Annotated in this window: 18 protein-coding genes; 5 read left to right on the top strand and 13 right to left on the bottom strand. The window is 60.7% G+C overall.

Translation table 11 applies throughout. The features are described from left to right. The 13 genes from ACLD1X_RS27590 to ACLD1X_RS27530 form a co-directional block, all read right to left on the bottom strand. Window positions 1-522, bottom strand: a 522-nt coding sequence (locus tag ACLD1X_RS27590; RefSeq protein ID WP_429373227.1) for a contractile injection system protein, VgrG/Pvc8 family, incomplete at its 3' end; no start/stop codon positions are given. Between the two features lie 2 nt (window positions 523-524). Then, the gene (gene tssH / locus ACLD1X_RS27585; protein ID WP_429373225.1) at window positions 525-3,170 is read right to left on the bottom strand and encodes a type VI secretion system ATPase TssH; all 2,646 of its coding nucleotides are present in this window, start codon (window positions 3,168-3,170) and stop codon (window positions 525-527) included. Further along, complete coding sequence (locus ACLD1X_RS27580) at window positions 3,133-3,321, bottom strand: hypothetical protein (RefSeq protein ID WP_429373223.1); 189 nt, start codon at window positions 3,319-3,321, stop codon at window positions 3,133-3,135. The genes tssH and ACLD1X_RS27580 overlap by 38 nt, the downstream gene beginning before the upstream one ends. Next, window positions 3,321-3,812: an Hcp family type VI secretion system effector gene (locus tag ACLD1X_RS27575; protein WP_429373221.1), complete on the bottom strand. Its 492-nt coding sequence runs from the start codon at window positions 3,810-3,812 to the stop codon at window positions 3,321-3,323. The genes ACLD1X_RS27580 and ACLD1X_RS27575 overlap by 1 nt, the downstream gene beginning before the upstream one ends. Before the next feature lie 49 nt (window positions 3,813-3,861). Further along, complete coding sequence (locus ACLD1X_RS27570; protein WP_429373219.1) at window positions 3,862-5,541, bottom strand: OmpA family protein; 1,680 nt, start codon at window positions 5,539-5,541, stop codon at window positions 3,862-3,864. Window positions 5,542-5,548: 7 nt separating this feature from the next. After that, window positions 5,549-6,232, bottom strand: coding sequence for a type VI secretion system protein TssL, short form (gene tssL / locus ACLD1X_RS27565; RefSeq protein WP_429373217.1), 684 nt, complete (start codon window positions 6,230-6,232; stop codon window positions 5,549-5,551). Then, window positions 6,229-7,584: a type VI secretion system baseplate subunit TssK gene (gene tssK / locus ACLD1X_RS27560; protein WP_429373215.1), complete on the bottom strand. Its 1,356-nt coding sequence runs from the start codon at window positions 7,582-7,584 to the stop codon at window positions 6,229-6,231. The genes tssL and tssK overlap by 4 nt, the downstream gene beginning before the upstream one ends. 39 nt (window positions 7,585-7,623) lie before the next feature. Continuing rightward, window positions 7,624-9,162 (bottom strand): type VI secretion system contractile sheath large subunit, encoded by a 1,539-nt coding sequence (gene tssC, locus ACLD1X_RS27555; protein WP_429373213.1) that lies wholly within the window; start codon window positions 9,160-9,162, stop codon window positions 7,624-7,626. A gap of 34 nt (window positions 9,163-9,196) precedes the next feature. Further along, window positions 9,197-9,700, bottom strand: coding sequence for a type VI secretion system contractile sheath small subunit (gene tssB, locus ACLD1X_RS27550; protein ID WP_429373211.1), 504 nt, complete (start codon window positions 9,698-9,700; stop codon window positions 9,197-9,199). A 475-nt stretch (window positions 9,701-10,175) separates the two neighbouring features. Then, window positions 10,176-10,724 carry a cupin domain-containing protein gene (locus tag ACLD1X_RS27545; protein WP_007975263.1) on the bottom strand — a complete coding sequence of 183 codons (549 nt, stop codon included), beginning with the start codon at window positions 10,722-10,724 and terminating at the stop codon, window positions 10,176-10,178. Between the two features lie 439 nt (window positions 10,725-11,163). Beyond that, complete coding sequence (locus ACLD1X_RS27540) at window positions 11,164-12,462, bottom strand: NAD(P)/FAD-dependent oxidoreductase (protein ID WP_429373209.1); 1,299 nt, start codon at window positions 12,460-12,462, stop codon at window positions 11,164-11,166. 53 nt (window positions 12,463-12,515) lie between these two features. After that, the gene (locus tag ACLD1X_RS27535; protein ID WP_429373207.1) at window positions 12,516-14,006 is read right to left on the bottom strand and encodes an aldehyde dehydrogenase; all 1,491 of its coding nucleotides are present in this window, start codon (window positions 14,004-14,006) and stop codon (window positions 12,516-12,518) included. Window positions 14,007-14,209: 203 nt separating this feature from the next. After that, entirely contained in the window at window positions 14,210-15,586 is a 1,377-nt protein-coding gene (locus ACLD1X_RS27530) for a glutamine synthetase family protein (RefSeq protein WP_429373205.1), read from the bottom strand. Window positions 15,587-15,869: 283 nt separating this feature from the next. Here ACLD1X_RS27530 and ACLD1X_RS27525 point away from each other — a divergent pair, with 283 nt between their 5' ends. From ACLD1X_RS27525 to ACLD1X_RS27505, 5 genes are all read left to right on the top strand, one after another. Then, entirely contained in the window at window positions 15,870-16,631 is a 762-nt protein-coding gene (locus tag ACLD1X_RS27525; protein ID WP_429373203.1) for a gamma-glutamyl-gamma-aminobutyrate hydrolase family protein, read from the top strand. Between the two features lie 348 nt (window positions 16,632-16,979). Continuing rightward, a complete protein-coding gene (gene potA / locus ACLD1X_RS27520) occupies window positions 16,980-18,122 on the top strand; it encodes a polyamine ABC transporter ATP-binding protein (protein ID WP_429373201.1) in 1,143 nt (380 codons plus the stop codon). Beyond that, window positions 18,119-19,033 carry an ABC transporter permease subunit gene (locus ACLD1X_RS27515; RefSeq protein ID WP_429373199.1) on the top strand — a complete coding sequence of 305 codons (915 nt, stop codon included), beginning with the start codon at window positions 18,119-18,121 and terminating at the stop codon, window positions 19,031-19,033. Before potA ends, ACLD1X_RS27515 begins: the two co-directional genes overlap by 4 nt. Next, window positions 19,030-19,914, top strand: a complete 885-nt coding sequence (locus ACLD1X_RS27510; protein WP_429373197.1) for an ABC transporter permease subunit — start codon at window positions 19,030-19,032, stop codon at window positions 19,912-19,914. Before ACLD1X_RS27515 ends, ACLD1X_RS27510 begins: the two co-directional genes overlap by 4 nt. Before the next feature lie 171 nt (window positions 19,915-20,085). Continuing rightward, the gene (locus ACLD1X_RS27505) at window positions 20,086-21,183 is read left to right on the top strand and encodes a polyamine ABC transporter substrate-binding protein (protein ID WP_429373195.1); all 1,098 of its coding nucleotides are present in this window, start codon (window positions 20,086-20,088) and stop codon (window positions 21,181-21,183) included. The last annotated feature ends 137 nt before the right edge of the window (window positions 21,184-21,320 follow it).

The following is a 21,320-nucleotide window of genomic DNA, read 5'->3' as shown; positions in this document are numbered from 1 at the left end:
CTCCGGCACCGACTGGTGCTGGTAGATGCGGTACTGGCGGCCGCGACCGAGCAGGGCCAGGCGCGGTTGCAGGGTGACTTCGTAGCGCGCTTCGTCGCGGGAGGCGGACAGGCGTTGCAAACCGGTGATCACGCCGTGCAGGGTGCGCAGCGGTTTGATTTCAGGGATGGGCAGGCCTTTGATCACCGGTGGTTGTTTGGCGGCGTACAGGCTGAAACGGGCTTGCTTGCCGAGCAGTTGTTCCGCGGCGAGGTCCTGCTCGGTNGGTTTGATTTCAGGGATGGGCAGGCCTTTGATCACCGGTGGTTGTTTGGCGGCGTACAGGCTGAAACGGGCTTGCTTGCCGAGCAGTTGTTCCGCGGCGAGGTCCTGCTCGGTGCTGGTGAATTCGATGTGGTAGCTGAAGGGTTGGCTCAGGTGTTCCATACCGTGGAAGGCGAGGACGTCGAGGCGGGCGTCGAGGTCCTCGACCCAGAGTTTGTGGCGGCTGTGGTCGAAGAAGACGGGCAATGAATCGAGCATGTTCAGGCCTCCACGACCATGGAGGACGCCGTTTGCCGAGCGTCGGTGAAGGACAGGCAGATGCCGTGTTCGGCGCTGAAACCCAGCATCACGCCATGGGTTTTCATGTTGACTGCCTGACGCTGCAGGAGCTGCTGGCTGAGGACCGGCAATATCTGCTGGTTGAGCAAGCTGTCGATGTTGCGTGCGCCGGTGTCGGGCAACAGGCAGGCGGCAACCAGTGCATCGTTGAGCGAGTCTTCAATCCGGCAAGTCAGGCCGTAATGGCGGTGCAGGCGCCTGGCGACCTGGGCGAGTTTGAGCGCGACGATACGCTTGAGTGCGCAGGCATCCAGCGGTCGGTAGATCAGGGTTTGAAAGCGTGCCAGCAAGGCCGGTTGAAAGTGCTCGCGCAGGATCGGTCGCAGCCATTCGTGCAGGGTGCTGTCCGGCGCATCGGGTTGCTCCTGAAGACCGGCCTGCAGTTCGTCGCTGCCGAGGTTGGAGGTCATGAGGATGACGTTGTTGCGAAAATCGATTTCGCGCCCTTCGCCATCGCGCATGAAGCCGCGATCGAAGACTTGATAGAACAGGTTGAGCACGTCGCGGTGGGCTTTTTCGACTTCATCGAGCAACACCACGCTGTACGGCCGCTGGCGCACGGCTTCGGTGAGCACGCCGCCCTGGCCGTAACCGACGTAACCCGGTGGCGAACCCTTGAGCTGGCTGACGGTGTGCGCTTCCTGGTACTCGGACAGGTTGAGGGTGATCAGCGATTTCTCGCCACCGAACAGGCAGTCGGCCAGGGCCAGTGCGGTTTCGGTCTTGCCCACGCCACTGGTGCCGACCAGCAGGAATACACCCAGCGGTGCGTTCTCCTGGGTCAGGCCGGTCTTGGCTGCGCGAAGGCGCTGGGCCAATGCATTGAGAGCCTGATCCTGGCCGATCACCCGCTCAGCCAGCTGTTGTTCGAGCAGCAACAGGTTGGCCTGTTCGTCCTTGAGCAGACTGCCCAGCGGCACCCCGGTCCAGTCGGCGATTACCTCGGCCACGCTGCGCGCGGTGACGTCGAGTGAGAGCAGCGGTTGGTTGCCCTGGATTTCGCTCAGGCGTTGTTGCAGCTCCACACAATCGTCGGGGCGAGGTGGTTCGGCCTGGCGCGTGTCGAGCAGTTGGCGGGTCAGTTCGAGCTCATGCTGGTATTGCCGGACCCGTTCGATTTGCTGACAGTCGAGCTCGGCGCGTTGAGCCTCGATGGTTGCCAGACGATCTTCGACAGGGCCGCCACTGAGTCGCTGATCTTGCAGCAGCGCCTGCTGCTCCAGGTCCAGCGCCGCCTTGCGGGCCTTGAGCCGGACCAGCGCCTGCGGTTCGCAATCGAGGCCCATGCGCACCCGCGCGCTGGCGGTGTCGAGCAAGTCGACGGCTTTGTCCGGCAACTGCCGGCCCGTCAGATAACGCCGCGACAGGCTGACCGCCGCCTGCACCGCCGCGTCCTGGATATGCACGCCATGATGGCTGGCATAACGGGCCTTGAGACCGCGCAGCATGAGGCAGGCACTGTCGTCATCGGGCTCGTCGACCTTGACCATCTGAAACCGCCGTTCCAGCGCCGCATCGCGCTCGAAGTACTGCTTGTACTCACTCCAGGTGGTCGCGGCGATGGTGCGCAACTCACCACGGGCCAGCGCCGGCTTGAGCAGGTTCGCCGCATCCGCCCCGCCCGCCTGGTTGCCGGCACCGATCAGGGTATGGGCTTCGTCGATGAACAGCAGCACCGGGGCAGCCGACTGCTGCACGGCGTCGATGACATTCTTCAGCCGTTGTTCGAACTCGCCCTTGACCCCGGCACCTGCCTGCAACAGCCCCAGATCGAGGGTGCGTACACTGACCGGCTTGAGGCTGTCCGGGACATTGCCTTGTACGATGCGCAAGGCAAGGCCTTCGACCAGTGCCGTCTTGCCCACACCCGGCTCGCCGACCAGGATCGGGTTGTTCTTGCGTCGGCGGCTGAGGATGTCGATGACCTGGCGGATTTCATCGTCACGGCCGAACACGGGATCAATGCTCCCTGCCCTCGCCTTGGCCGTGATGTCCTGGGTGAATCTGTCCAGCACGGCCAGCAAGGCATCGCTGGGCACTGCACTGGAAGTCGAGCCTTCGAATGCCGGGTCCAATGCTGTTGCCTGTTGCACCTGCGGACGTTCTTCGGAGTGTTGATCGAGCACTGCAAACAGCTGTTGCAACCGGGTTTCGCTGAGACTGAGCAGTGGCCAAGCGGCTTCGCACGCCAGCAGCTCGGGACTCTCCAGCAGCGCACCGAGCACATGCGCCGAACGCAGGCTGTCCTTGCTCTCCAGCGACGCACGCAGCCAGGCGTTCCTGATCAATTCCTGCAACTTGCCACACAGCTGCGGTTTGCCCTGCACGCTGCGCGGCAGTGTGTCGAGATGGTCGAGCAGTCCGCGCCACAGCGCGTCCATGTCCCATTCATGACGGCGGGCAATCAGGGTCAGGTCGCCCTCGCCCTGCTCCAGCAGTTTGAGCAGCCAATGCTCGATACTGACCTGCGCATGGGCACGGCTCTGGCACAGCGATGCCGCTGCACTCAGGGCCTGGGCACAGAAAGGATTAAGGCGGCGAAGCAAGCGTGTGGAAGAAAGTGCCATGCGGTACGTCCTTGTGCTGGATCTCCAGCGAGTCGTCGGTTGTGCAAAATGGAAAGCGTGGAGATATGCCTTGTTGAACGTCCGCATGCAGACGCTCAACAAGGCACACCGCAACCAGCAGGCGGAAACCCGCCTGCTGGTTGCCTTGCATCAGGAGCTCTGGCGTTCGCTCCAGGAATCGGAGTGGATGATGTTGCCGTCCTTGAAGGTCCAGGTGACCCTCTCGTACCGCAACTCGACCTGCTCCAGGTGGTTGTGTTTTTCCTTGGTCGGATCTTTCACGTCGTGCATTTTCGACGCGACTTTCACCACCTTCACGTTCTCCAGCCGGATGTTGAAGTACTCGACTTCCTGGCCGGCATCGTCGATGCGATACCACCTGAACTCGGCGCTCTTCAGCGTCTGGCCGGTGGTCACTGCCTTATAGAGGTAGGGGGTTGAGGCATCGATTTCCTTGGTGAACTGAAACGGGGTATGCACCCGCGTGCCAGTCAATTTGCCGGTGTTGTTGTCCGTGGGGATGTACAGGCTGTGGTCCTGGGCGACCACCTCGATGCTGCCTTCGCGCTTTTGCACGTCCACCGAACCTTTGATGTCCGCGCCGCCGTCGTCTTGCAGCCACAGGTAAATGGGAGTTGCCATGTGAAGCTCCTTTTCAGGGATCGTGAATGCCGCGGGTGGCGGCTGGTTGTCAGCCCGCTTCCGTCGTGGGAAGCGCGCAGGCCCCCACCTCGGGAATCAGGCGAATATCGACGCGGCGATTGGCCTGGCGACCAACCTCGGTGGCGTTGCTGGCGATGGGCTGGCTGGCGCCGAAGCCCTGCACTGCGAAACAGCTGTCGGGGATGTCGCCCATCTGTCGCATCCAGTTATGAACTGCTGCGGCGCGAGCTCGTGACAACGCCAGGTTGTGCTCGGCACTGCCACTGGCATCGGTGTGTCCGGCAATGACGATCAGCCAGCCGGGCTGGGCCTTGATGCCGACAAGGGCGCTGATCAGGACCTTGGCCGACTCGGGCTTGAGCTGCGCACTGCCACTGCTGAACAGCGAGAGGCTGTCCAGGCGCACCGTCGTGGCGGATGCCACCGATGGCTGTCGGTGGCCGGCGATCACCGCCAACAAATGTTCACGCAACCGTTCGCCGCGATACAGGCCAAGCCCCAGGGACAGGGGTGCGCCGTGGCGGTAATAGTGGTCGAGACGCACGGCGTCCTGGTGCAGTACTGCCAGGGTTTCTTCGCGCCTTTCGACGTCAGGTCGGGAAGCCTGGTCGGTCGAGTTGTATCGCCGCAAATCATCGGTGACTTGCCGTGCCAGCAAGGTGTTCTGCCATGCCGAATTCACCAGCGCGACCAGCGCGGCCACGGTGAACATCCACAGCGCAATCACCCCCGCGCGACGGTTCGGTGAGTAGCGCGAATCCCTCGGCAACAGGCTCAGCAGCGGATCAGGAAACGGCAAGGCCTGGGATGCATCGGGCTCGATGGGTCGCTGGTCAACCAATGCAATCCTGTTGCGCAACCATTGCTGCCACAGGTTGCCTGGCACACGCCGGGGCCCCTCCGCGACCAGCATGATGGCACTGGCAACGACCAGGTCACTGTGGGTGTGGGCCTCGCGGGAGGCGAGATGCGGCAATACGGATTCAGCCAGCCACGCCGCCGCGCTGTTGAGCCGGACACTGGTCTGCAATCGCAGGGCGCACGTGGCATTGTCCGCCGCCTGCATCTGCCATTGGTCCAGGCTGACGCACTCGCCGGCTTTCCGCACGTTGGGGCTGGCCTGCCCGGACTCCCAACTGAACCACTGCCCCGCCCCCCGCGAGCTTTGCAGGTAACTCAAGACCAGCAGCGGCGCGGCAATCCCCTGTTTGCGCACACGCATCAATTGATGGCGCAGCGTCCGCACCCGGCCAGCCAGCACTTCGCTGTCGACCTGCTCCTGCGGATTGACAATGAACAGGACGCTCAATTGCCGGCCCCAGTCAGGGCGCATGGACATCAGGTTGTCAGCTACCGCGGGTAACTGTTCCAGGCTGGCCACGCGCACATAACAGCCCTGCCCGGTGCTGCGCAGGGCCGGTTGTTCGGCGGGGATATCGCCAAACAGACCGGCCAGGCCGTCACCACAGACCAATACCACCGGCAGCCGATAGGACGCCGGCGGCAATGGCTGGTTTTCGCTCATCAGCAGCGCCTGGCGCTGATGAGCCGCCTGCCGGCCGATCCGCTTCCAGGCCAGGCCGACGCCGACAACCACCACGACGATTGCCATGACGCGAAGCCAGAATGTCATTGGAATGATCAGCAGCAGCACCGTCACCAGTGCGCCCGCCCATAGCCAGAGACCACGCTTGAGTTTGAAGGTCATCGGCCCCTCACACCCGGCCAGGCACAAGCGTGGCGATCAGATCGCCCAACAGATAGTCCAGCCCGCACCAGACCGCCGCCAGCAACACACCTGCCGCCAACCCCTGGGCCAGGGGCGTTCGCAGCCAGGCAGGCGTGATGCCGCGAGTGCCCGGGTTGAACTGCGTGTTGATCGACTGGCTGAGTTGCAACGGCTGCACCCTGGCACTCAATGCGGCCAGCAGCTGCTCCCGCTCGGGGTCATCCAGTTGCTGATAACGGCCCTTGAACCCCAGCATCAACACCCGGTGAAAGGCCGTCAGCACAGGCAAGTCCGGCGCGGGTTCGCGCAGCACTTCGCGCATGTCCTCATACAGGAACTCACCGGCCTGGTGGCGATTGAAGAACCTGGCTTGCAGGGGTTCGTTGGCCCACTTGGCATGGTCTTGCCCTTTGGCAAGTCTCAGCACGGTTTCATCCAGCAACGCGCACTGCGCGTGACTGATGTGGTCGATGCTGCGTTGGCTCAACCCGGCGTTTTCAAGCTGCCCGAGTACGTGCTCGATCTGCTTGATGCACAGTGCCGATATGTCCTTGCTGCCATGTACGGGCGTGCCGTGCAGCAATTCGACCACCAGCAGGTAGCTGTCCTGCAACAGCGTATCGACGTCCACCGCCGCTACGGCAGGTGGTTTGGATAAGGTCGGCTTCATGTGCGTAATACCGCGAACAGTTCGAGTTTGACGTCGGCCAGGGTGCCGGGTACGTAGAAGACACAGGTCCCTGCGGCCAGCATGGCTTGCCCCTTCGCATGGTTCAGATCAAGGGCGAAGTACTGGTTTTCCAGGCGCAGGGGAATGGCCGCCGGAACATGGCTCAGTGGCTGCAACGGCACGCCGTCGAGCGCGGCGTTGACCAGGCGCTCGACATCGTCCGGCGCGCCGATCTTGCACAGGCGCGGGAACTGGCTCTGCAACTGCGCCGCCGGCAAGCCGCTGCGCACCGACAGATAAAAGTCGGCGCCGTCCTGTTCGCGCAGGCGCCCATCTTCGAGACGGACCTGCCAGCGGTTGGCGCCGGCCTCCTCCAGCGCAAGGGCAATGACTCGCGACGGCAGGCTGGCCTCCAGCAAGGTGGAAATCAGGCGCAACAACGGTGGCAATACCTGCTCCAGTTGTTCGTGCCGGTAAGTCGGGATCTGCTCGATGTCGTGTTCGAGGGAAAAGGTCAGCAGGCTACCGGCCAGCCTGGTCAGCTCGAGGTAGACCTGCTCGGGGTGCCGTGCAGGCCAGGCCTTGAGATCGGCCAATACCGGCTGGTAAGTGTTCAAGGCGTTGAGCAGCCAGAACAACGACACGTCCGCCACGGCAAAGTCAGCCATGCGCTGATTGCTTTCGCGACGCATGCCCATCAAGCGCTGACGCTTGGCGGACAACTGGGTCAACAGGTTATCCAGTTGCGTCAACAGCCCCGGATGCGCGGCGAAGCTGAGTAGCGGCGGCACGTAGCCGGGATCAAGACTCCAGGCGCCCTGCCCGTCGCGCACCAGGCGCGCGATCGGGCAGGTCAGGTAGTCGCCGTTGTCGTCATGGGCAAAGCGCAGGCTCAGTACGTGCTCCAGCACGCCGATCGACTGCGCCTCATCGCCATACAGGTCCTGCACCTGGCGCCAATCCTGGCGAAAGCGTGTCGGCCGATCGGCCTTGGCGTCGTCGAACAGGCAGTTGTTGCCATTGCCCTGTTCCAGCGGCAAGGCCAGCAGCAGCGTTGCACCCGCAAGGTCATCGGGCAGCAGGCGCGCCAGTTCCAGGCCCGCCGGCAGACGATCCACATGATCGGTATCGATCAGTGTTCCATCGGGCATGCGCAACCGCAGCTGAGTAGCCTTGAGCTTACCCAGGCGCAGGGCTTCCAGGTCAAACGCCACCGTCTGGATACCCCAGGGATGAACCAGCGACAAATGTGCCAGTCCCTCATTTGCCCAGGCCTCCCAGCGTGCCTGCTGCTGGAATTGCTGCGGAGACAGAAGAGCCCCCGCGGCCCACAAGGGGCGGTCGATTTTCATGACGTCGTTTCCCTACGAAAGGAACAGCTGTTGAGAGCCTCAGGCTTTTGCCTTGGGCATCTGCGAAACCAGTGACAAATTGACGTCCATGCCTTCCACCTGGAAGTGCGGCACGGCATACAGCTTCACGCGGAAGAAGCCCGGGTTGTCCTCGATGTCTTCCACGGTGACCTTGGCATCGCGCAACGGGTGCGAAGCCTGCAAGTCATCGCTTGGATCGGTCATCTCGGTCACCAGGCCGCCGATCCACTTGTTCAGCTCCAGCTCCAGCAGACGACGATCCTTGGTCGTGCCGATGTTTTCGCGCTGGATCAACTTCAGGTAATGAGCGATGCGCGACAGCAGGAAGATGTAGGGCAAGCGCGAGTTGATGCGGCTGTTGGCGGTGGCATCGGCCGTGTCGTACAGCGCCGGCTTCTGCGCAGAGTTGGCCGAGAAGAAACACGCGTAGTCGCGATTCTTGTAATACGAGAGCGGGATGAACCCAAGGTTGGCGAACTCGAATTCGCGAGTCTCCGGAATCATCACCTCCGAAGGAATCTTCACCTGGTTGCCCGTGCCCAGATCGTACAAATGGATCGGCAAACCGGTGACTGCGCCGCCAGACTGCGGTCCGCGAATCTGCACGCACCAACCGTTGGCAATGAAGCTTTTCACCATGTTGGCGGCGAAGGCAAACGAGGCGTTGGTCCACAGGTATTTGTCGTGATCCAGGCCCTTGACGCTTTCGATGTAGTTGAAGCTGCGCACCGGAACGGTGTCCGGACCATACGGCAAACGCCCCAGCACCCGCGGCATGAGCAAGCCGATATAACGGGCATCGTCACTCTCGCGGAACGCCTTCCACTTGATGTATTCGGCACGGTCGAAGTAATTGCCGATGTCCTTGATGGCGGCGACTTCTTCCATCGACTGCTTGCCAAAGAACCCGGGGCCGACGGCACCGATGAAAGGCATGTGCGCTGCCGCCGAGACTTTGGAGATATTGCGCAGCAGGGTTATGTCCTGCGGATCACGACCAAACTCGTAGTTGGAAATGGCCGCGGCTATCGGCTCCCCGCCGGGCGTGTCGTACTCCTGGGTGTAGGTGTGCAAATACAGGCCGCTTTGCGCGATTTCCGGAGCGTCCTCAAAATCCTGTACCAGGTGCTCTTTGCTGATATCGAGCAGCTCGATTCGTACGTTCTGGCGAAAATCGGTCTGGTCGATCAGCGACTTCACACCGCGCCAGGTTGACTCGGTTCGCTGGAAATCAGGATGGTGCATCACCGCGTCGAGTTGACGGCTGATCTGCGCATCCAGCATTGCGATATGGCCATCGAGCAGCGTTCTGTCCAGGCGCTCGATTTTCTGCGACGACTGCTTGAGCAGGTTCAGGAATACACTGACAGCGGCCGTCACTCGCTCATCGGCCGTGGCCTCCGCCAGCGCCTCGGCATTCTGAAAGCTGTCGATGCCGCTTAATTTCGCCACCGGGCTGAGATTGATCTTTCCAAACAGCGCGCCATATACGCTTGCATTTTCTTCAGGCAACACTGTAGCGCCGCGCGATTGCACGTTAGAACTTTCTAAAGACATTGAGGAAATTTCCCTTTAAACGAACCGAATTGAATTAACCAACTTGTTCCGGAGCCAGGGCGGCCAACTCGGCCCGCAGCTCATCACTCAATGCATCGTCCTTGAGGATTCGTTCCAGTTCGTGACGGAAGGTAGCGTTGTCCAACAGGTTGGACTTGAGGTCGCGCAACAGGTTGCGCATCGCCAGCAAGGCACGCAGCTGGGGGATTTGCCTCGCCACCTGCTCTGGCTCGAAATCCTTCATGCACTGAAAATTCAATTCAACCGAAGTATCGACAGCCTCATCCACCAGGGTATTTTCCACCGCCAGCTTCAGGGCCGGCGAGAACTCGGCCAATACGCTGTCGAAGTTATTCTTGTTGATTCCAACTTTGTGACGCTCCGAAAGCGGGCGCTGCTCCCGGCCGCTACTGTAGTCACCCATGACCATCAACTTCAAAGGCAGCTCGACCTTCTTTTGAGCACCGCCAGTGTGCAAGTCGAGCTTGATGTTGACCCGAGCCTTGGGCACTTCATTTTGAAAACTGTTTGAAGCCATAACTCCTCCATGCGAACTCGCAATAGCTGCGAACAACATCTCTGTCGATAGGTGTATTAATCATTTCGGGGTGAAACAATGAACTATCCTGGAGAGACGCACCACCCCTGAGAATACGATTCAGATACTTCCGACTTTTTAGGTAAACACCACCTACACACCAGGCAGGAATTATCCTACGCGATCTATGAAACAGCCTACATCCAAGGCGAAGGATCGATAATTTGAAATACAAAACACATCGGCAAATATTTATTTACAGAAATAAAGACACCGCTTTTACTGTGAAAAATACTTACCTTCGGCGCATTACATCAGGAAACAATTAACGACCAAGGTGGGTTACAACAATTGAAACTGGCCAAGGCGGGCACCGCTAAAGCAAAAAAAATCCGATCCCTGAACAGGCATCGGATTTTTTGTTCCACACGATAAAAGCCGTTTCAACCAACCAGCTGATTATCCTTGCGCGCCGTCAGAAGTTCGCCGGCGTGTTGGCACTGATAATCTCAGCCTCATCCGCCCCGATATTGCGAAACCGATGCGGCAAGGTCGTCGGGAAGTAATAGCCATCCCCGGCGTTCAGCACGCTCACCTGCCCGTCCACGGTCAACTCCACGGTACCCCGTGTCACCAACCCACACTCCTCGCCTTCGGAATGCACGATCGGCTCTTCACCCGAACTGGCGCCCGGCGCGTATTGCTCGCGCAGCAGGCGCATCTGCCGGCTCGGCACGGACGCGCCGATCAGCAGCAGGCGCAAGCCATGGCGGCCGAGGTCGGGCTGTTCGTTGGCGCGGAAGACGTACTGGTGTTCGCGCGGTGGCTGATCGAAGGTGAAGAAGTCGGCCAGGGACATGGGGATGCCCTCCAGCAACTTTTTCAGGGAACTGACGGAAGGACTGACCCGATTCTGTTCGATCAGGGAGATGGTTGCATTGGTGACGCCGCTACGCCGGGCCAGCTCGCGCTGGGACAGTTTGTAGCTTTCGCGTACTAATTTGAGTCGTGAGCCCGTGTCCATGACAGCCTTATGCGCCAACCTGTAGGAGCGAGCTTGCTCGCGATTCTGATTTGACCTTCAACATTGATGTTGACTGAACCAACGCCTTCGCGAGCAAGCTCGCTCCTACAAGGATAATGGAGGGGTGGAGTGCAGGCGCGGATCGCGCCGTTTTCCGGTCCCGAAACGTGAAAGGCGGCTATTAAATCACGTTTGTTCGCAATGCTCAGCAGGTTCGATAAACGGCAGGAAAAATAGCCATTTGCCATGAAGTTGCACAACCTGTGGGAGCGGGCTTGCTCGCGAAAGCGGTGTGTCAAGCGCCATCTTAAGTGGCAGATATGCCCTCTTCGCGAGCAAGTCGGATCGCCGCACCGCCGCTCCCACAGGGGATTTGCGGTGTTGCTGAAATAAAAAGCCGGCAGCACCCTTTGGGGAGATGCCGCCGGCGAGGTAAAGACTAGATGCCGAAACGGTCGCGCAGCGAGTAGTACACGGCGCCGAGGGCGGTCAATGGCGCGGAGAACGTGCGCCCGCCGATCATCGGCATGTGCGGCAACGAGGCAAACGCGTCGAAGCGCTCGGCGTCGCCACGGATCATTTCCGAGATCAGTTTGCCGGCCAGGTGCGAGCAGGTAACGCCGTGGCCGCTGTAGCCCTGCATGTAGTAGGCGTTCTTCTCGATACGACCGAATTGCGGCATGCGCGACATGGTCAGCAGGAAGTTGCCGGTCCAGCGGTAGTCGATCTTCACGTCCTTCAATTGCGGGAAGGTCTTGAGGATTTTCGGGCGGATCAGTTGTTCGATGTCGTCCGGCTCGCGCGCGCCGTAGACCACGCCACCGCCGTACAGCAGGCGGTTGTCCGCCGTCAGGCGGTAGTAGTCGAGCAGGTAGTTGCAGTCTTCGACGCAGTAGTTGTTCTTGATCAGGCTACGCGCTTGCTGCTCCGACAACGGCTCGGTGACGACGATCTGCGAACCGCACGGCATGCTCTTGCTGGTCACGCGGTTGTCGAGGCCCTGCGGCAGGTAGGCGTTACCGGCGATCAACAGGTACTTGGCCCGCACCAGGCCTTTGGCGGTGCGCACGGTGATCGGCTCGCCGTAGGTGATTTCCACCGCTGCCGATTGCTCGTAGATCTTGCCGCCCAGGCCGATGATGGCCGAGGCTTCGCCCAGAGCCAGGTTCAGCGGGTGAATGTGGCCGCCCTGCATGTCCAGCAGGCCGCCGACGTAGGCATCGGAACCGATTTCGCGCTTGATGTCAGCCGCGTCGAGCATTTTCAGGTTCTTGTTGCCGTAGCTTTCCCAGTTCTTCTTCTGCTCGGCCAGGCCCTTGAGCTGCTTCTTGTTCATCGCCGCGAAGATACCGCCGGGACGATAGTCGCACTGGATGTCGTAGTGCTGTATGCGCTGACGAATGATGTCGGCGCCTTCGAAAATCATGCTGCCGAGGATTTCGGCGGTCTTGTCGCCGTAGCGCTCTCCGATGACATCGACGTCGCGGCTATAGGAGTTGACCAGTTGGCCGCCGTTGCGACCGCTGGCGCCGAAACCGACCTTGGCCGCTTCCAGCACGGTCACGCTGTAGCCCGCTTCGGCGAGGAACAGTGCCGAGGACAGACCGGTGTAGCCGGCGCCGATCACGCAGACGTCGCAGTCCACCGCCCCTTCCAGCACCGGGAAATCGCCGGTGAAGTTGCGGGTGGCGGCGTAGTAGCTGTCTACATGCTTTTGTTTAACAGATGCTTGTTTCATAGGTTTCTCCGATGGCCGCCGGCAAGGTGCAGGCGGCCGCCGTTTAAAAGGTCTTAGAGCTTGATCCAGGTCGCTTTGAGTTCGGTGTACTTGTCGAACGCGTGCAGCGATTTGTCCCGACCGTTACCCGACTGCTTGAACCCGCCGAACGGCGCGGTCATGTCGCCGCCGTCGTACTGGTTGACCCAGACGCTGCCGGCACGCAGGGCACGAGCGAAGGTATGGGCCTTGCTCAGGTTGCTGGTCCATACGCCGGCGGCCAGGCCGTAGATGCTGTCGTTGGCAATCGCCAGGGCTTCTTCAGCCGTGTCGAAGGTGATGACCGACAGCACCGGGCCGAAGATTTCTTCCTGGGCGATGGTCATGGCGTTGGTCACGCCGTCGAAAATCGTCGGTTCCACGTACTGGCCACCGGTGCCTTCGAGGGTGCGGCTGCCGCCAGCGATCAACTGGGCGCCCTGCTCTTTGCCGATACCGATGTAGCGCAGCACGTTGTCCAGTTGACGCTGGTCGACGACCGCGCCAACGGTGGTTGCAGGATCGAGGGCGTGGCCCGGCTTCCAGGCTTGCAGGGCCTCCACCAGCAGCGGGATGAACTGCTCGTGAATCGAACGCTCAATCAGCAAGCGCGAACCAGCGGTGCAGACTTCGCCCTGGTTGAAGGCAATGGCACCGGCTGCGGCCTGTGCTGCCGCGCGCAGGTCCGGCGCATCGGCAAACACCACGTTGGCGCTCTTGCCCCCCGCCTCTGCCCAAACGCGTTTCATGTTGCTTTGCCCGGCGTAGATCATCAGCTGCTTGGCGATCGCCGTGGAGCCGGTGAAGGCCAGCACGTCGACGTCCATGTGCAACGCCAGCGCCTTGCCGACGGTGTGGCCATAGCCTGGCAGGACGTTGAACACGCCTTTCGGGATGCCGGCTTCCAGCGCCAGCTGGGCGATGCGGATCGCGGTCAGCGGCGACTTTTCCGAAGGCTTGAGGATGAACGAGTTGCCCATGGCCAGGGCCGGGGCGAATTTCCAGCTGGCCATGATCAACGGGAAGTTCCACGGCACGATGGCCGCAACCACACCGGCCGCTTCCCGTGTCACCAGGCCCAGCTGATCCTGGGGCGTGGCGGCGACTTCGTCGTAGATCTTGTCGATGGCTTCGGCGGTCCAGCGGATCGCGTTGGCGGTCGCCGGAATGTCGATGCTCATGGAATCGCTGATCGGCTTGCCCATGTCGAGGGTTTCGAGCAGGGCCAGCTCTTCACGGTTGGCCAGGATCAGGTCGGCGAAACGGATCAGGACACGCTTGCGTTCGGCCGGGGCCAGGTTGGCCCAGACGCCGGACTCGAACGTGCGGCGCGCCACGGCGACCGTGGCATTGGCGTCCGCTTCGTCGGTGCTGGCGACGTTTGCCAGGAAGCGACCGTCCACCGGGCTGATGCATTCGAACGTGGCGCCACTGGCGGCCGCGCAATACTGGCCGTCAATGAATGCACGACCTTCAATGGAGAGGGACTGGAAGCGTTGCTCCCAATCGCTGCGAGTGTTTGTCATGGTTGTGACTCGACGCAGGGGAATAGGTGGTCGCCGGATTGAACGCCAACCAATTACGACCTTGGAAATACGGTCCCCTGTGGGAGCGGGCTTGCTCGCGAAGGCGGTGTATCAAGCGACATCAGTGTTGACTGTGCCGCCGTCTTCGCGAGCAAGTCGGAACGCCGCACCGCCGCTCCCACAGTTGATCGGTGTGATCCGTCTTAAACGGTATGCAGGTACCAGTTGTACTCAAGGTCGGAGATGGAGTTCTCGAACTCGGCCAGCTCGCTTTCCTTGCACGCCACGAACACGTCGATGTACATCGGGTCGATGTAGCGCGCCATGACTTCGCTGTCGTCCAGTTCGCGCAGGGCATCGCGCAGGTTGTTCGGCAGGCTCTGCTCGTTCTGCTCGTAGCTGTTGCCTTCCACCGGGGCGCCAGGTTCGATCTGGTTGGTCAGGCCGTGGTGCACGCCGGCCAATACCGAAGCCATCAGCAGGTACGGGTTGGCGTCGGCACCCGCCACGCGGTGTTCGATGCGCACGGCGTCCGGCGAACCGGTCGGTACACGAACAGCCACGGTGCGGTTGTCGATGCCCCAGCTCGGCGAGTTCGGCACATAGAACTGCGCGCCGAAACGACGGTACGAGTTGACGTTCGGGCAGAGGAACGCCATCTGCGCCGGCAGGGTCTCGAGCACACCGCCGATCGCGTGACGCAGCGCGGCGTTCTGCTCGGGATCCTCGCTGGCAAAGATGTTGTTGCCTTCTTTGTCGAGAATCGAAATGTGCACGTGCAGACCGTTACCTGCCTGGCCCGGATACGGCTTGGCCATGAAGGTGGTGTCCATCTCGTGGTCGTAGGCGATGTTCTTCACCAGACGCTTGAGCAGCACCGCGTAGTCGCACGCCTTGATCGGGTCAGCCACGTGGTGCAGGTTGACTTCGAACTGCGCCGGGGCGCTTTCCTTGACGATGGCGTCAGCCGGGATGCCCTGCTCTTTGGCGCCTTCGAGGATGTCTTGCAGGCAGTCGACGTATTCGTCGAGGTCGTCGATCAGGTACACCTGGGTCGACATCGGACGCTTGCCCGATACCGGCGAACGTGGCGATTGCGGACGACCGTTCACGTTGTCCTGGTCGATCAGGTAGAACTCCAGTTCGAACGCGGCGCAGATGGTCAGGCCCATGTCGTCGAACTTGCGCACGATATTGGCCAGCACTTCCCGCGGGTCGGCGAAGAATGGCTCGCCTTCGAGTTCGTGCATGGTCATCAGCAGTTGCGCAGTCGGGCGCTTCTGCCAGGGTTCGATGCTCAGGGTGCCCGGGATTGGGTAGCAGATCCGGTCGGAGTCGCCGATGTCCAGACCCAGGCCGGTGCTTTCCACCGTGGAACCATTGATGTCCAGAGCAAACAGAGACGCCGGCAGGTTGATGCCTTTCTCGTAAACCTTATGAAGACTGGTGCGCTCGATGCGCTTGCCGCGCACCACACCGTTCATATCCGCAATCAGAAGGTCGACGTACAAAACCTCAGGATGTTTCTTAAGGAATGCGTTTGCTTCGTTGAGTTGAACGGCACGCAGAGGGACCGACATGATGCACCTATTTTTTACTGTTAATTATTATGTTCACCGCCCTTTCACGAGCCCAGTCAATCCGAAAGGCAAAGTGAAGTCAATAGCGAACACTCAGCCTTTCAACGTTTATTTTCGGGCCTCTCAGAAGGACGAGAGTGCCAGATAAGCCCTCAAACACGCGTAAACCCTGAAGATCGGACGTGCGGCGTTTAGAATTTTTTACATGAGAGTTGTTAATTAAAATCAACAAGGCTAAGCTCCGGAAAAGCTCGTTCAAGTGTGAAACTTCGAGGTGATAAAAATGGCATTCAAGCCATTGATCGGCGTTACTGCGTGCGTCAAACAGATTGGCCTGCACCCCTACCACATCAGCGGCGACAAGTACTTGCGTGCTGTCAGCGTTGCGGCGCTGGGGCTGCCTGTCGTTATTCCTTCCTTAGGCGACCTGACCGAAATCGATGACCTGCTGCCGCAGCTCGACGGTCTGTTGCTGACCGGCTCGCCATCGAATGTGGAACCCTTCCACTATCAAGGCCCCGACAGCGCCCCCGGTACGGAGCATGATCCGCAACGGGACCGCACCACCCTGCCACTGATCCGCGCAGCCATCGCTGCCGGCGTTCCGGTCCTCGGCATCTGCCGGGGTTTCCAGGAAATGAACGTGGCGCTCGGTGGCAGCCTGCATCAGAAAGTCCATGAACTCCCAGGCTTCCTTGATCACCGCGAAGCCAATCACCCGGACCTGGCCGTGCAATACGCGCCGGCCCATGCGGTGAATGTGCAGCCCGGCGGCGTGTTCGAAGCGCTGGACCTGCCGGCGGTGTTCCAGGTCAACTCGATTCACAGCCAGGGCATCGACCGCCTGGCGCCCGGCCTGCGCGCCGAAGCCGTCGCTCCCGATGGCCTGATCGAGGCGGTGTCGGTGGAGAACAGCAAGGCCTTCGCCCTCGGCGTGCAATGGCACCCGGAATGGCAGGTCCTGAACAACCCTCCTTATTTGAGTATTTTCCAGGCGTTCGGCGAAGCCTGCCGGCAACGGGCGGCGCTGCGTCACTCGGGCTGACGAAAAAACACTGACAACCGATTTTCTGCCCCCGCGGGTCAGGCGGGCGTGCCTTTGCGCGTCCGTGACCTGCGACAACAACACACTGCAATAACAACAAGTACGAAAGGCAGCCAGGATGGCGGCGCCGAATAAACCCGAGTGGTATGGGTCAGGCAAGCACGTTCCATGTGGGAGCGGGCTTGCTCGCGAAGGCGGAGTGTCAGTCGACACCATTGTTTCTGATACACCGCTTTCGCGAGCAAGCCCGCTCCCACAGGTTGCGTGCCACACCCGCCACCGGGTTTGCAATCCACTATTAAGCCGGGCCGTGTTGGCCTGGCGACTGAAACCTGTTGGGAGTTTCACATGGCAAACGCCTCCAGCATCTACAGGAAGGCAATTGAAGGTCACCAGGCACCGAAGAAGGTGTTGGTGAAAGTCGATCGCGTCACCAAGAAATTCGACGAAACCACCGCGGTGGACGATGTGTCCCTGGAAATCCACCAGGGTGAAATCTTCGCCCTGCTCGGCGGTTCCGGCTCCGGCAAATCGACCCTGTTGCGCATGCTCGCCGGTTTCGAGCGCCCGACCGAAGGCCGGATTCTGCTCGACGGCGTCGACATCACCGACATGCCGCCGTACGAACGACCGATCAACATGATGTTCCAGTCCTACGCGCTGTTCCCGCACATGACGGTGGCGCAGAACATCGCCTTCGGCCTCAAGCAGGACCGTTTGCCAGCGGACGAAATCGAAGCCCGCGTGCAGGAAATGCTGCGCCTGGTGCACATGACCCAGTACGCCAAGCGCAAGCCGCACCAACTGTCCGGCGGCCAGCGTCAGCGCGTGGCCCTGGCCCGTTCCCTGGCCAAGCGTCCGAAACTGCTGCTGCTCGACGAACCGATGGGTGCCCTGGACAAGAAGCTGCGCTCGCAAATGCAACTGGAGCTGGTGGAAATCATCGAGCGCGTCGGCGTGACCTGCGTGATGGTGACCCACGACCAGGAAGAGGCCATGACCATGGCCCAGCGCATCGCGATCATGCACCTGGGCTGGATCGCCCAGATCGGCAGCCCGGTCGACATCTATGAAGCCCCGGTCAGCCGCATGGTCTGCGAATTCATCGGCAACGTGAACGCCTTCGAAGGCACCGTGGTTGAAGACCTGGAAGGTCACGCGATCATCCACAGCCCGGACCTGGAGCAGAAGATCTACGTCGGCCACGGCGTCAGCACCTCGGTGCAGGACAAGTCGATCACCTACGCGATCCGCCCGGAAAAACTGCTGGTCAGCACCCTCAAGCCCGAGAACCGCTACAACTGGTCCAGCGGCAAGGTGCATGACATCGCCTACCTCGGCGGCCACTCGGTGTTCTACGTCGAGCTGCCTGGCGGCAAGATCGTCCAGTCGTTCATGGCCAACGCCGAACGCCGGGGCGCGCGTCCGACCTGGGACGATCAGGTCTACGTGTGGTGGGAAGACGACAGCGGCGTGGTACTGCGCGCATGAAAACCTTCAATCAGCAATTTCTGAGGTTGGTCCCCAGCGGGCGCAAGTTCGTCATCGGGATTCCATTCATCTGGCTGTTCCTGTTCTTCATGTTGCCGTTCTTCCTGGTGATGAAGATCAGCTTCTCGGAAGCGGCCCTGGCCATTCCGCCCTACTCGGAGATCTACACCTACGCCGAACAGAAATTCCAGCTGATGCTCAACATCGGCAACTACTCCCTGCTGGGCCAGGATGAGCTGTACCTGTCCGCCTACCTGGGTTCGTTGAAGGTAGCGTTTTTCAGCACTGTGATGTGCCTGGTGATCGGTTTCCCGATGGCCTACGCCATCACCAAGGCCAGCAAGGAAGCGCAGAACGTGCTGATGCTGCTGATCATGATGCCGACCTGGACCGCGATCCTGATCCGCGTCTATGCCTGGATGGGCATCCTCAGCAACAACGGCCTGCTCAACGCGTTCCTGATGTGGACCGGCCTGACGTCGCACCCGATCGAGATCCTCAACACCAACACCGCCGTGTACATCGGCGTCGTATATGCGTACCTGCCGTTCATGGTGCTGCCGCTGTACGCCAACCTGGTCAAGCACGACCAGAGCCTGCTGGAAGCCGCATCGGACCTGGGTTCGAGCAACTTCAACAGCTTCTGGAAAATCACCGTGCCGTTGGCCAAGAACGGCATCATCGCCGGCTGCATGCTGGTGTTCATTCCGGTGGTCGGCGAGTTCGTGATTCCGGAACTGCTCGGCGGTCCGGAAACCCTGATGATCGGCCGTGTGTTGTGGCAAGAGTTCTTCAACAACCGCGACTGGCCGGTGGCGTCTGCCCTGGCGGTGGTGATGCTGTTGATCCTGATTGTGCCGATTCTGCTGTTCAACCGCAGCCAGGCCAAAGAGATGGAGGCACGGGGATGAAACGCTTCGGATTTTCAAAGTTCATGCTGATTTTCGGCCTGTCGTTCATCTACCTGCCGATGCTGATCCTGGTGATCTACTCGTTCAACGCCTCGAAGCTGGTGACAGTGTGGGGTGGCTGGTCGATCAAGTGGTACGCCGGCCTGCTCGACAACTCGCAACTGATGGGTTCGGTGGTGCGCTCGCTGGAAATCGCCTGCTACACGGCGGTGGCAGCAGTCGCACTGGGGACGTTAGCCGCGTTCGTGTTGACCCGCGTGACACGCTTCAAGGGTCGTACCCTGTTCGGTGGCCTGGTCACCGCGCCGCTGGTAATGCCTGAAGTGATCACCGGCCTGTCGCTGTTGCTGCTGTTTGTGGCCATGGCGCAGTTGATCGGCTGGCCGCAGGAGCGTGGCATCGTCACCATCTGGATCGCCCACACCACATTTTGTGCTGCCTACGTGGCGGTGGTAGTCTCCGCCCGCCTTCGCGAGCTGGACCTGTCCATCGAAGAAGCGGCCATGGACCTGGGCGCGAAGCCGTTCAAGGTGTTTTTCCTGATCACCATCCCGATGATCGCGCCATCGCTGGCGGCGGGCGGCATGATGTCGTTCGCCCTGTCGCTGGATGACCTGGTGCTGGCGAGCTTCGTATCCGGCCCGGGTTCCACGACCCTGCCGATGGAAGTGTTCTCCGCGGTGCGCCTGGGGGTTAAACCCGAGATCAACGCCGTGGCCAGCCTGATCCTGCTGGCGGTGTCGATCGTGACCTTCATGGTCTGGTTCTTCAGCCGCCGTGCCGAAGAAAGCCGCAAACGCGCGATCCAGGAAGCCATGGACCAGACCGCCAGCGAATCCTGGCAACAACCGAAAAAGCAAATGGCAGAAGCAACGGCCTAGTGTCGCCTCCTGTAGGAGCGAGCTCGCTCGCGATGGACTTCAACGATAACGCGGGCTGTCTGATTGAACGCGGCGTCCTTGAGTTTTTCGCGAGCGAGCTCGCTCCTGCAAGGGAGCGTGAAAGCTTATTTGCTGCATGATTTGAACAAGAAAAGAAATGGAGTTGTACCGATGAAAATGTTTGGCAGGACTCTGCTGACACTGTCCTTATTGGGCGCAATCGCCACTGGCGCCCAGGCCAATGACAAGGTTCTGCGCGTCTACAACTGGTCGGATTACATTGGCCCGGACACCGTCAAGAAGTTCGAAGACGAGACCGGCATCCAGGTGACCTACGATGTGTTCGACAGTAACGAAACCCTTGAAGCACGCCTGCTGGCGGGCAAATCCGGCTACGACATCGTCGTGCCGTCCAACAGTTTCCTGGCCAAGCAGATCAAGGCCGGCGTCTACCAGACGCTGGACAAATCGAAGCTGCCGAACTGGAAGAACCTCAACCCGGTACTGCTGAAGAACGCCTCCGCGAGCGATCCCGAAAACGCTCATGCCATCCCGTACATGTGGGGCTCGATCGGTATCGGTTTCAACCCGCAGAAGGTCAGGGAAGTGCTGGGCACCAATGCCCCGACCAACTCCTGGGACCTGCTGTTCAAGCCGGAAAACGCCGAGAAGCTCAAGGCCTGCGGCATCAGCTTCCTCGACTCGCCCACAGAAATGATCCCGACCGCCCTGCACTACCTGGGCTACCCGGTGAACGATCAGGACAAACAGCACATCGCCGAAGCCGAGGCGCTGTTCATGAAGATTCGCCCGAACGTGGCGTACTTCCATTCGTCGAAATACATCTCGGACCTGGCCAACGGCAACATCTGCGTGGCCGTGGGTTACTCCGGCGACGTGCTGCAGGCCAAGGCCCGCGCTCAGGAAGCCGGGGACAAGGTGAAGATCGACTACAGCATCCCGAAAGAAGGCGCCGCCAGTTTCTACGACATGCTCGCCATCCCGCGCGATGCGGCCAACGTCGAGAACGCTTACCTGTTCATGAACTTCCTGATGCGTCCCGACGTGATCGCCGACGTCACCAACAGCATCGGCTACAGCAACGCCAACGCGGCGGCCACGCCGTTGGTCGATGAAGCGATCCGCAACGATCCGGGCTCCTACCCGCCGGAAGCGGTGATGGCCACGCTCTATGCCGTGCCGGACCAGCCGATTGCCATCCAGCGGATCATGACCCGTGGCTGGACCAAGGTGAAGTTGGGCCAGTAATCCAGAACACCACCGATCCTTGTGGGAGCGGGCTTGCTCGCGAAGAGGCCATCACCTTCAACATCAATGGTGGCTGACACACCGCTTTCGCGAGCAAGCCCGCTCCCACACTGGATCGGTGGTGGTTCAACACTTTC

Origin of the sequence: Pseudomonas sp. 18173, from assembly GCF_050432945.1 — a bacterium.
Classification (GTDB): Bacteria; Pseudomonadota; Gammaproteobacteria; order Pseudomonadales; family Pseudomonadaceae; genus Aquipseudomonas.
Note: the sequence above shows the minus strand (reverse complement) of the source record. Positions and strands in the feature narration are given on the sequence as shown.